The following is a 12,946-nucleotide window of genomic DNA, read 5'->3' as shown; positions in this document are numbered from 1 at the left end:
ACCATCATACAACCTTCGAAGGCGCCAGCCCCCGCAGGATCTCCTCGAGCCTCTCCAGGGTGAAAGGCTTTTGAAGCACCCCAGCAAGCCCCTTGCCTGCGAAGCGCGCCGCCACATCCTCTTCGCTGTACCCGCTGGCTATCATGACGCGGACATCCGGATTCAAACGCCGCAGTTCAGCAAAGGCCTCGGCACCATCCATGTGGGGCATGGTCAGGTCCAGAAAGACAAAATCGATCTCAGTTCCCCTCTCCCTGTAAATATCCAGCGCCTCACGAGCGTCCGCAGCAGTGAGCACCGAGTACCCGAGGCGCTCGAACATCCTGGCCCCAAGCGCCCGCAGCGATTCCTCGTCATCCACCAGGAGAACCGTCCCTTCTCCCATCCATCCCATCCGCCCGTGCTCCACTGCTGAAGAAGCCTCTCCCGCCTCCGAGCCATCTATGGACGGCAGAAGCACCCTGAAACGCGTGCCTTTACCGGGTTCACTGTAAACTTTGACAGCCCCCTTGTGGGCGCGGACGATCCCGAGCACGGCGGCCAACCCCAGTCCGCGGCCGGTGAATTTGGTGCTGAAGAACGGTTCGAAGATCCTGGAGCGGGTTTGGGCATCCATACCGCACCCGGTATCCGAAACCTCGATGTGCACATAGAGTCCGGGCATCAGCGTTTCGTGCAGCTCAGTCCTTTTGAGGTACCTTTCATCGCAGCGCGAGGCACCGACAGCGACATGGATGACCCCGCTCCGATCGCCAATGGCATCCGATGCATTGATGATCAGGTTCATTACGATCTGACGGATCTGGGTTGGATCGGCCATGACCGGCGGCAGGCCTCTTTCGATGTTCAGGTTCAATATCGCCTTCTTGGAGATGGAGGTCTTCAGGAGGTGAGCCATTTCCTCGACCAACTCCTTCAGGTCCGTTGGTTCGAGGCTGAAAGAGGCCTGCCCCGAATAGGCCAGCATCTGACGGCAAAGCTCGGCAGCCCGGCGTGCGGCGGTGATAATCTCACGCAGGCTGCTGCGCGCGGCCGACTGCGGGGAAACCATCTCCATCGCGAGTTCCGCATACCCCATCACCGCCATCAAGATGTTGTTGAAGTCGTGGGCAACGCCGCCGGCCAGAACGCCGAGGCTTTCCAGTTTCTGCGTCTGCTGGATCTGCGCCTCGAGCAGACGCCGCTCCTCCTCTCCGCGCAAGTAATCGGAGACATCCCTGACCGTCGCCTGCAGAAAAACCTCTCCGTCCTGTTCCATCCTCGTAAGCAAGACCGTGGCAGGAAACAGATCGCCATCATCCCGTCGATGCGTCCATTCAAAGAGGCGTCCCCCCTCCTCCAGGACCTGTTTGACGATCTCCTCCGCCACCGCCGAGGATTCACGTCCATCGGGCTGCGTAGGCGGAGACAAATCCCAAAGGGGTCTGGAAACCAGCTGCTGCAGACCCTCTATCCTAAACATATCGAGGGCCGCGCGGTTCGCCGAACTGCAATTCCAGTCCGGCGGCTCCATCACCACAATGGCATCGAGTGAGTTCTCGAACAGGGTCCGGTACCGCTCCTCGCTCTCACGCAGGGCGGCCTCGGCCCGTTCACGCTCCGTGATATCTTCATAGACAATGAACTGCATACCTCCTTTTATGGTCATGGGCCGAAAAAGAATCTTCTTGCTCGAACCATCCTTGCAGAAGACATTGAACGTCCTGGGCCGCACCTGATACTCCCCCATCTGGCGAATATCCTGCAGCCAAATCTCGAGGGCGCTTTTTCTTGCCCCCTCATCCGGATAGGCCCTGATGAGCCAGTCTTTCCCGGTAGGCACATCCTCCAGAGTGTAACCGAAAACCTTTACGAACATCGGATTCACATATTCATAACGACCGGTCGGAGAGATGAGCGAAACCGGGATTCACTCTCACGCAAGGCATCCTCGGCCTTTTTGCGAGGCGAAACATCCTCCACGATGCCCACCCCGCCCTTGACCTTGCCCGCCTGATCCCGTATCGGCGCGAAAAAGACCCGCACCGGTGTCACCTTATCAGCCGTGTAGGATCGATAATCCCCCTCGAAGATGGTCAAACGGCCCTCCAGGGCCTCTAAGAGCGCAGCTGTAATCCGGGTATCGGGCAGCCGGGTCATATCGAGACCCGTCAATGCTTCGCGGCTCGATCCGATGATGCCGACGAAGACATCGTTGCAGTCCGTAATCACGCCGGCGACGTCGTAATGAAACAGTCCGAGCGGCGCGTTTTCGAAGACCAGCCTGAAGGTCTCTTCACTCTCTCTCAAGGCGTCTTCTGCACGCCTGCGCTCGGTGATATCGTAATGGATACCTACGACACGCGAGGGCCGGCCGGATGCATCCGCCACCACCGTGGCAGTGCAGACCAGATGGCGCATCTCCCCGGAGGATTTCCGGACGGGGAACTCAAGATTAAAATCCCTGCCACCCGCAAGAGCGCTATCGAATGTGGCGACCGCCTCGGAACGCAGCTCTGGAGGCAGGAGATTCATCCAGTCGGTGAGACGCCCCCCAAAATTTTCCCGGTCTGTTCCGAAGAGCGCGAACATATTCTCGTCCCACTCCAGGCGATCCTCCCTCACCCGGTAATCCCAGACCCCCAGCCCGGTGCCCCGGGTGGCCAAAGACAGGCGCTCACGGCTCTCATGCAGCGCAGAGGTTCGTTCCGCCACCTGTCGTTCGAGGGTCGTCTCGCGGGAGCGAGAGAAGCCGATCAACATCGTCACCGCGGCCGTCAACAGGAGCCCCGACCCGAAGGCCGCAGCCCCTGCCCAGGTTCGTTTTCCGGACAAAAAGGCCTCCGTCGGTCGAGTGACAACGGCCCAAGTGCGATCAAAAAGAAAGAGGGGATGGAACAGTCCGTTAAGGGCAGAGAGGTCCGAAGTCGTTGCTGCGGGGGTTCCAGAAACCCACTCGGAGGGATAAACCATCGTTGTCCGCGACTCGCCGCTCCTGATCTCGACAAGATCGAAATCGACGTGCGAGCGGCTTTTTTCACCGGTTCCGAAAACCGTATTCACCGTTCCCTGTGGACGCAGCAAACAGGCAACCAGCCCGGACGGACGCTGATACCCGGTTTTCTGGACCCGTTCGAATGCTTCGATACAAAGCTCGTCTCCCATCAACTGCAGGGGCTCGACTGCAGACGTAGCCACAGGCAACCCGGTTTCGAGCGCCTTTTCGATCGCCGCCATTCGTTCCGGTTCGCTTCCGAAATCAAACCCCAGCAGAGATGCATGGTCGGCAGAAGGGGCGATGTAAGCGAGAGGATAGTAGGTTTCTCGTTTGCCTGCCGGCACCATTGACCCGGTCGCGTTCTTCTCCCTCACCTGGAAATCGGGGTTGCCTCCTAAGCGCATGTGCGTCTCGAAAGCCAGGATGCTTGTCGCCGGCACAATGGGTATCCATTGCCAGGCCTGCACGTTGGATACCGTTACCAGCGGCCCCACATAGGCTGAAAATTCCTGTGCATCCACATATTGGCTTACTTCGAAGAAACGCTTCATTTTTGCCAGATCGCGCTGAATCCCCCTGAAGACGTCCGTCACCCAATGGGCCCGAAGCTCTGCCTTTACGACGAATTCATCCCGGAACCTGTTGAGTTCCAGTTCTTGGACCGCCGCTCCTAAAATGAGCGCGATGCCGGTCCCAAGGACCCCCGCCAGGATGGTCTCACCGTGTCTGAGCCAGACCGTCATCGCCCAGTCCGGGTGAAAACGCCGCCACTGCAAAAGCGCCAACCCCCCAAGGAAAAAACAGGCAAGCGCCATTGCCGCCAGGATCACCTGACGTCGGGCATCGCCGACTATCGCCCGCCACCTGTCCGCCGTCACATCGATCCCGGCCAGCATCAGCACCTCGCCGCTGCAGGGGTCCAGCACCGGCGCAAGCGCGGCTACGAAAGCACCGTATTCGTCCCAGAAGGGGCCGATGGTATAGGGAAGGCCCGTCCGGAAAACCTCCCAGTCCTCAGGGCCCGGTTCTCGATAAACCGTACCGGGTGGTGAGGCCATAGGGTCTTGCGGATCGTAGTTCTCAGGTCCGAAGACCATTTCTCCCCTGCGGACGGCCAGGCTGTAAATACCCCGAACATTTTCGAGCAAACGCCCGTAAGCGATCATATGATTGCAGATGCGCTTGAATTGGGGTCGATCGAGGTCATCGAGCGTAAACGTAAGGGCTTTGACCTCTTCCTGGGGGATAGCGGCTGCGATGCCTCTGGCCTGACGCAGAATATCCTCCCGCATCCGGCCGTCCCAAGCACGTCCCCTCAGGTCAGTGGCGTACCAGCTGAGAGAGATCGATACCAGCAGGAAAAACGGAAGCGCCAACCTGATGTGCCAGGCGCGCCCGTCTTTCGAGAAAAAACCGGTCGAGCCGCAATGCCATATTCCAATGCCTCCCAGAAAGGTGCCCAACCCCCGGAAGAGTTCGGCCGGCAAACCGGCGATCGCCGGGCGGATCTCGAAAGACGGCCAGGCGGTCAGGTCCGATACCCGTTCATTGACGGCAATGCCGAAGGCGAGGCCGGCGCCCGCCATCCCCATGGCCGCCACCTTCAATGCGATGCCATGGGCGCCGGGCAAAGACCTCGATGCGCGCCACAACACAAGCCCGCTCAGCGCGGAGCCTGGAGCACCGAGAAAATAACGCGCTGAAGCCTCGAGCTCGATCCACCCGGCCGCGGACACTCCACCCGTCGTCAGCAACAAGGACGTAAAAGCCAGCGCCATGAATTTCCGGGCACCGAGACCGCTCCAAGAGCGCCTGCCGAACTCCGCCAGGGCTATGAACGAAATCAGTGTGAGTCCGGTATGAAGCGCTTCGAAACCTCCGGCCTCTGAAAGGCTGAGCGCCGACATCTTGATCCAGGACGCTGCAGCTTGCAGCAAGCCGTAGAGCACCAGCCATCGCCAGGGAAGCCCGGGCTTTTCGCCCCACTGCCAATCCGCCCTGATGCACGCAAAGGCCAGCAGAAGAAATACAAGGCCGTCCACGAAACAGATATAGTCCAGTTGTGAAAAATACCAGGCTGCCGGCACAGACCCCCCTTCAACCCCCTGTCTTCACCCGCGATGGGCCCTCGATCGATAAGCACACCTTTTGAGCAATATCGCCGCGATATGTAAGACCTTTAGGCATAACAAGTCAACCCGGAAGAAAGGCTGGAGAAATCCGCAAAAACGCCGGGACATATGCTGCATTCCGGAGTATCCAATGACCTGCCAAAGATGCTGACAACGCCTTGACGAGATCAAACGCTCCGCCTGCAAGACCGGCGAGCGGAGAGGAGGCTTCAGCTGTCTCGAAAAGAGCAGAGCGTTCTCAAAGAACGGTTCGGCACCCAGATCGGGATCATGGCACAACGCAGCGGCAGACACCGCAACAGCCTCCCCGGCTTCTCAAGGCTTCAAAAAAGGGTAAAAGCGGACGGAATGAGTTATCGCTGAATTCATTCAGCCGACGGCCTTCTCGCAATCGTGCTGAAAGCCTCTCCAGATGATTGGATCGTCAAGCAGTACGGTCCGTTGAAGTGATTTTCATTGGCCTTTTCGACTGCCACCTGGATGGAGTATCGACCGGTGGCCGCAAGATCGAAACAGACTTCACAGGGCAGCTGCTCGACCTTCCTGACGAAGGTCCAACCGGGTCCGACAAGCCTGAAGAAGGCGATGCCGCCTGCAACCGCCGAGTCGACCGGTCTCACGGCTATTTCGACGTGCTCGCCTTCCATGCCTTCAAAGGTGAAGCGATCGGCATCGAAGAGGGCTCCAAACCCATTGCCAAGGGTCGCACAGACAGTTTCCCGACAACCCACCCGCAGCGTCCCCTTTCCGGCTGAGAGGAAGCCGCCCTTCCCCGAGGCGGCCGTTACGTAGATGCTCTTGATCCCGCAGGTCTTCGGGGTATACCTTCCTTTAGCCAAATAGATGTCGTTCGCCCTCAGATGGGGTATCAGCTCGGCATCAAATACCTTGCCGCCGCTCTGCGGATCGCCCTCGTAGAAGAAGAGCATCACCGAATCCTGGCATGTCAAGCCTCCCCGCAATCGGACATCGACCGTCGTTTTCTTGTTCACGCCGACGTAACCGGGTGAAACGGACACCTCCTCCACCCGAACCGGCAGCAGGCAAAGGGATTCCCCCGACGGATCCCGGTGCATGACGACAGGCTCCTGCGCGGCAGCCGAAACCGGCGCTACGAAGATGGGTTGTCTATATAACCCAACATTGTTGCTGTAATCTTCGATAAGGATATCCGACAAGGAATTGACCTGGTTCACGTCGGGGATGGCCTTCAATCCGTGCCCCTCGATCTCCGCTGCCAGCGCACCGTCCTTCTCAGTCCAGACAACCACCCAGAAGACCAGGTATTTGTTTGCATATCCCGCCGTATCAAACGTCGTCTCCGCGTAGTCCCAGTTGAAGACCTCCTCCTGAAACGACGGGGAATTCAACCCTGGAAGCGGCGGCAGAACGGCTTCTCCGATCAGGAAAGCCGATCCGGAGAGATCGTGCTTCGTATTGTCCCATTCCTGGCCGAAGAAGACGACCTTGACCCTGGACCCAGGATCCATATCCGCCAGGCTGTAGTTGTAGACCCGGGCGCGAAGCGACAACTTTTCCCCAGCGGTGGTGATTGTCGTCTGGGGGCCGCCTTTCGCGTCTTCCGGAAATATGAATAGCCCCTTCATGAAATAGAAATCACTGTTGGCGGGATGCTCCGGATCGGGTTCATTGAAGGTGAGTTTGTCGAGGGTGTTAGGGTCTGGATCCCAGTCCCAGCGGGAAGGGTGATTCAGCGCCACGTCGGGAACGGCATAGGTCTTCGACCACCAGCCGCCGGCCGCCGGATCGGTCGGATCTGCAACAAAGGCCACCGACAGGATGCCGTCGAACTGAATATCCGTATCCAGCGGGATTTCATGAACACTTCCCGGAGCCGGTTTCCGCCCCAGAATATAGGTCTGGGCTGCATAGGCGTACTGTGCCGGATCGTTGAAAGCAGGCTTATAAACCTTGATTCCGGTCGAGGCCCCCACTTTCTGTATGGCGCTGTTCATGCTTTCGAACGATTTGCTTCCCTGGTACTCAAACGAATTGTCGAGCTTACCGCTGATGAACTTCATCACGCCTTTCGCGGAGACCGACACAGACCCGTCGAAGGAATGCGTTTGCTTGGAGCCGGTCGTCGCCTCGGAGCCCGAGGTCTGACCCCAGCTGACGCTGACGTTTCCGCCGGAGCTGTCGGTGGCCCAGGTCGTCGCCGGGAGGGTGATCAGCGGATCCAGATCGGGCTGCAGGTCCTCGAGCAGTTTGTAGCTGCCGGGATAGGAAAAGATGTTTCCCGGTTCCTGGGGCGGCTGATACCACTCGAGCAGGGAGCCGTCGATCATGCCCCGCTGTACCATATCCGGTCCGGACAATTGGACATAAAGGGGCTGGGCCGTGCCGTTCTGATCCAGGGCGTATTGCCCGAGAACAGGATAGATATACACATTGAACCTGTCTGCGGTAAACCAGACGAGATCACTGAAACCTGTCTGATAAGAGGCGTCGAATTCCGTAGAGATATACGTGTCATATTGATCGGATACGGTCTCGGAATGCGCCTGTTCAATAGATTCCTTGAATGTCGCCGAGATGGAATCGAGAATCGGAACTCCGAAGGAGAATTTTTGAGCGAACGACTCTTTCGTTGAAAAGGCATAACTGGTCGTACTCCGTGTCACCGATTGGTTCGAAGAGGTCTCCTCCATCTGATATTGTGAATAGAAGTGGGTTGGGAAACTCGTCAGGTTCAGGATCCTGGGCGCGGCATCGCCCTTCCCTTTTACGTAATCGATGTGCATTGGAGGCATTCCCAGGATGACGTGGGGCTGGATATGACCGGTGACCGTCACCTTGGCCGGTGGGCCGAGCAACATCGAACGGCCTTGTGTGTCACCGGCGGCAAGATTCAAATTCCGATCCTTTGCCGGCGCCGCATCGGAGACCTTCACCGTCTGCACGTGTTCGAGTTTGTAGCCATTGTTTTGATCCATGTTGTAAATCGTGACATTTGGAGGATCGGCCGGTTCGAGACATTTGGGTGAGGAAAGGATGGCCAATTGAAGATCGGGATTCGTCTTGCCTTCCGAGTCTTTGCGGTCGAAATTCCCGAATGCGATATCCTCGAGGCAACTGTCCACCTGCGTTTTGCTGTTGAGCTTGATCTTCAGGTCCGGTCCGACACTCAATAGATAGAGATAAGAGGTGTAATCGTTGAAGTTGTTTATCCCCACGGCCACCTGCTCCGTATCCCCGAACCAGTCGATCTTCCCAACTGCCGTGTAGACCCCTGTATTTCCCAGATAATTCAGCTCCATGCTGTCGCTCATCGTCGCGTGAAAACTGCCGTCGACATCGAGGAGCATCGCTCTTGGAGTCAGTTGAAGGGTATAGGTGAAGTGATCCCCGATGACCATGACCTCGTCGTCCGGAACCTTTGTCGGCAGGCCCGAATTCAGCAGGTTCCCTACGGCCATAGCCGCGATGCCATAATTGGATCCAGGCAGATCCGTCCCTATCGTGTCGATGACGCTCAAGGTTGCAGGATCCACCCGAACGACCACAAAGGTCAGCAGCAGATCGTCTTTGAAACACAGGACCGCGATCTCCCCCACTCCATCCCCGTTGAAATCGCCGATCCCCAGGGCCTGCAGAACCCCATCGGGACAGGTAACCATGGCGCCCGAATACACGAGGCCGGCGGAAGGATCATTGACATCGGCCGCTGTGACTATCTCGATGGAGGAACCGGTCTGATACCCGTCCGTCCAGTTCGTTCGGCCGATGACCATCTCGGCGAATCCATCCTGATCGAGGTCGCCAACCGCCAGGGCATCCACCGAACTCTTAGCCCCGCCCGGGAGTAGGTCGGAATGTCTGAAAGGGCCCAGAGTATCCTGGACCGTGACGATCGTGCTGGTAGGATACTGAGCGTCGGGGCCCACCGTGATCAGAACGTCATTCGGCAGGTTGAACATGCGCCCGGCAGCCGTTCTAAACCCCCAGGCAAGCGTGTCGGGATGCTGGCCCGGAATCGATTGAGTTACCTTCGAATCGGTTGTCTCGAGAACGGCGGTGACCACCCCACCCGCCGGGGACGGCGCGCTCACGATGATGTCATCGTCACGCAGAAGCTGACGCTGATTGGACAGGATATCATCGACATTGGAAAAATCCGGGTCTGCAGCCCCTGCCAACGCAGAAAAGGTGACAAGAACAAACGCACCTAGAATGCACCAAGCCAAAGAAGAAAGACATAAGCTTTTTAGATCGTTCATGATCCGCACCCCTTTCCGGCCTCCGTCCGATTCGCCTCACGGCGCCGTCACACGGAAGGATAAAGCTAGAATCGAGCTGATTTGAGCGCCCTATCCAGTTCGGGGCTCCAATGCATGCACTTTTCTGAAAGCGGATCATACCATAAAAGCAAATACCTCGTTCATGTTTCTACTTTATTACCCGATTCCCTTCATCTGTGCTAAGATCGATTTTTGATGGCCAAGGCTTCCATGCTGTGCTTCCTACTCGGAGAACGACATGAGCGGCGATGCGACATTACGGCAGGGGGTTGGAACGCGATGGCTATCTCTCATCGCGCTGGTTGTAGTCATGGGTCTATCCCTGGCGCTGCTGCTTTGCGCTCTCAGCAACTCTTGGGACCATGACGCGAAGCTAAAGGGGGAAAACGCATCGGCGGGAATCGTCGGGCTGGAGTTGGCTTTGAGCGCTGAGCGCGCGGCTGCCCTTCTGGATGAATGGCGACAGAGGATAGAAGACGGAACGCCGGTTTTTGTGCATGCCGAGCGAAGCCTTCAACTCGACCGCCAGCTCATTCCCGGGTACGCGGTGTTCGGCGCCGCGCTGCTTCTGCTGCTTCTGAAGGTCCTGCGGGTGCCGATCGATCGTTTCTGGCTGTGCCTGGTTGCCTTGCCTCTTGCAGCCGGCCTGGCTGACCTCCTCGAAAATCATTTCCTGGGGCGAATCCTTGCCGCCACGTCACCGCAGACGTCCCTGGTCATAGGCGCGAGCCTTTTCGCCCTGACCAAATTCTGTCTGCTCGGACTGAGCGTGATCGCGGGCATCGCCGTCCTGTGTTTCGGGTTGTTCCATCAGGCTACCAAACCCGCTGCCCGGGAATCCAAGCACCTGGTAACGCTGAAAGAAGTCGTCCGGCGCGAAAGGATCTACATCCAGAGCCGGCGGCGCAAGGCCGGAGTACCGGATACCGAAGACCCCGCACCTGTCGGAATGGCGCTTTCGGGGGGCGGCATCCGCTCTGCGACGCTTTCACTCGGTGTACTTCAGTCGCTCTCAGCCTGCCCCCTCTTCAAACGCATCGATTATCTCAGCACGGTCTCGGGAGGCGGGTATATCGGCTCCGCTCTCTCGAGTCTCCTCTCCTGCAGGAAATTGAATACGTATCTCGGCCCTGACGAGCCGACCCAGTTTGAATTCGAAGCCGAGGACGAAGCGCATTTCGATGTCAAGAACCCGGTGGACAGCCCTTTTCGGGACGACTGCCGCACCCCCCGCACCCCTCACCGGCAGTGGCTCAGCGGCCGTATCGTCGTACAGCACCTGAGGGCATTCGGGGACTATCTGGTCCGAAAACACCGAGTCTTCGACCGCGATGTCCTTCGTGCGCTCGGCACCTTGCTGACCGGCATTTTCTGCACCCTGGGGCTTTTCTTCAACCTCGTGATCATCGGTGCGGCCCTCGCCCTCCTGGCCTTGGCTCTGTGCGGGAGCGAACCCTTTCCCGACCCCTCCGGCGGGTACGCCGGCACCCTCCTGGCGGGCGCCGGCGGGGCGGCCGGGCTTTTGTGGGCGGCCGGTGCCGGCGGCCTTTTCGCCATCGGCGCGGGCGTCGTCTGCGGGGCATGCGCGGACCGTGCGCCAAGGTCCTGGTTCGAGCGAAGCGGAGACACTTACGAAGACGCAAGGCAGCGCCGGGCCCTTTGGGTGCTGGGGGGGCTCGCCCTTCCAGCCGCCTTCGCCGCTCCTGCGGCATTGGGGAGTTTCGTGCCGGAGATGCAGGATGGAGTCCTCGTGCCCCTCTGTTTCTTCGCCGGCGGTTTCCTCTCCCTCGTTTTCGCCTATATTCTGCTGGTATGCCTCTTTCCAGGAAGAGGGGAGCGCCGGTCCAACCGGAACAGCCGCTCCTATTTGAGCTCCATCATCGGTTTGCTCTTCTACCTTTTTCTGGCCGCCGCCTGTCTGGTGCTGATCAGCGCTCTTCTCGGCGCAGCGATCGCCAGAGGGCAAAGTCTTCCAAGCTCCGAGACCATCGCCGGCGGGGGCGGCGCAGGTCTCATCGGAGCGCTTGTCCTGGGCCTGATGGCGTGGAGGCAGAACCGCAGACAGGAAAACAAAGAGGATAGCGGAGAAAAGATCAAAGGAGCGTTCAGTTGGCTGAAGACTTCTTCGGAGGTCATCCAGAAAATCGTGCTCGGCGCAGCGGCGGGGCTCGTTCTGGCGGCGGGCCTCATGCTGTGCATGGTGCTGGTGGAGCAGCTCCTTCGCTGGGTCGGCGAAGCCGATCCCGGCGCGCTGCATTATCTCATCTTCAGCGCGGCGGCCGCCTTTCTGCTGATCCCCGGCTGTCTGGTCGACTTCAACAAGATCTCCATGCATTATTTTTACCGGGACCGGCTGGCCGAGGCTTATTTAAGCACGTTGGCTCGGCCGCTCGACCCGGTTCTGCACGGCGGCCCTGAAATCAGGCGTGAGCACAGTCAGATGCGGCTTCTGGATCTGCACGGGCGTCCTGGAAATACATCCAGGGCCAAGGCGCAGGCGAACGCGGCGACTTCGACAAAACCACCGGACGGGATTCCGACCAAGTCTTCCTTTGTACAGTACCGGCTGCAATCCCGTGCACTCGATCGGGTGCAGATCTGGAAGCCGCTCGAGCCTGAGCCCGAGCCTTTCACGGGCGCGGCCACCACCGCACCCTATCACATCTACAACGCCTGTCTGAACCTCTCCACCGACCGCGACGCGGCCTATCGCAGCCGGAAATCGGACATCTTCATCTTCTCCAAACTCTATTGCGGCGCTCCCGCGACCGGCTTTACAGACACTGGGGTCTATCGCTCCGGCGCCACGAAGGTCGCCCGGGTCTTGACCATATCGGGCGCGGCGATCAACTCGGCCCTCGGACGTCAGACATTCTTTGCACAGGCCTTCGGCGCCACGCTCTTCAACATCCGGCTGGGGCAGTGGATGGAGAACCCGGGTTATCACGGCGGCAAACACATCGGAAGGAGGGAAACCATCATCTTCTGGCCCAAGTACCTGCTGATGGAAGTCCTCGGCATGAGCGATTCACGCCGGCGCCTCGTGCACCTCTCCGATGGGGGGCACACCGGCGACAACCTCGGCCTCATATCGCTCTTGCAGCGCCGGTGCCGTCTCGTCCTGGTGGTGGATGCCGAATGCGACACCGATTGGAGCTTCGGGTCCCTCATGAACGCCATCCAGTATGCAGAAGCCGACATGGGAATCCGGATCGAACTCCGTTTGGACGATTTGAAGCCTGACAAAATCGGATTTGCCGCTAAACATTACGCCATCGGAACCATCCTCTATCCCGCCACCGACTCGGAACCGAGCACGCAAGGGCATTTGGTCATCCTGAAATCGTCGGTGCACAAGGACGACGACGAAACGGTGCGAAAGTACCGCCAGACCCACCCCGTCTTTCCTCAGGAGCCCACCTCCGATCAATTTTTCAGCGAAGAACAGTTCGAGGCCTACCGCAAGCTCGGGCAGAATATGGCAGACCAGTTGCTGGAAGACCACGCGGAACTCGGGCGGGGCAAGATATCCTTCACTTGAAACGCAGAAATGAACGAATGGCGAGGTTATAGGG

At 58.8% G+C, this 12,946-nt stretch carries 4 protein-coding genes; 1 reads left to right on the top strand and 3 read right to left on the bottom strand.

Annotated features, from left to right (window positions below):
• Positions 1-4: 4 nt before the first annotated feature.
• From H567_RS22745 to H567_RS0102735, 3 genes are all read right to left on the bottom strand, one after another.
• Positions 5-1,858 carry a hybrid sensor histidine kinase/response regulator gene (locus tag H567_RS22745; protein WP_051184423.1) on the bottom strand — a complete coding sequence of 618 codons (1,854 nt, stop codon included), beginning with the start codon at positions 1,856-1,858 and terminating at the stop codon, positions 5-7.
• A gap of 5 nt (positions 1,859-1,863) precedes the next feature.
• Positions 1,864-5,064 (bottom strand): CHASE domain-containing protein, encoded by a 3,201-nt coding sequence (locus H567_RS0102740; protein ID WP_028320219.1) that lies wholly within the window; start codon positions 5,062-5,064, stop codon positions 1,864-1,866.
• A gap of 410 nt (positions 5,065-5,474) precedes the next feature.
• Positions 5,475-9,350, bottom strand: a complete 3,876-nt coding sequence (locus H567_RS0102735) for a hypothetical protein (protein WP_035253243.1) — start codon at positions 9,348-9,350, stop codon at positions 5,475-5,477.
• Positions 9,351-9,609: 259 nt separating this feature from the next.
• On the opposite strand from H567_RS0102735, the gene H567_RS29255 reads away from it, so the two are divergent.
• Complete coding sequence (locus H567_RS29255; RefSeq protein ID WP_208598315.1) at positions 9,610-12,912, top strand: patatin-like phospholipase family protein; 3,303 nt, start codon at positions 9,610-9,612, stop codon at positions 12,910-12,912.
• The last annotated feature ends 34 nt before the right edge of the window (positions 12,913-12,946 follow it).

Source organism: Desulfatiglans anilini DSM 4660 (assembly GCF_000422285.1).
GTDB lineage: Bacteria > Desulfobacterota > DSM-4660 > Desulfatiglandales > Desulfatiglandaceae > Desulfatiglans > Desulfatiglans anilini.
The sequence above is the reverse complement of the archived record's forward strand: the minus strand, read 5'-3'. Positions and strand labels throughout refer to the sequence as shown.

Bases quoted from the DNA above. Each gene is read 5' to 3' on its own strand.
- H567_RS22745 (WP_051184423.1), bottom strand. From the start codon at position 1,858: ATGTTCGTAAAGGTTTTCGGTTACACTCTGGAGGATGTGCCTACCGGG.
- H567_RS0102735 (WP_035253243.1), bottom strand. From the start codon at position 9,350: ATGAACGATCTAAAAAGCTTATGTCTTTCTTCTTTGGCTTGGTGCATT.
- H567_RS29255 (WP_208598315.1), top strand. From the start codon at position 9,610: ATGAGCGGCGATGCGACATTACGGCAGGGGGTTGGAACGCGATGGCTA.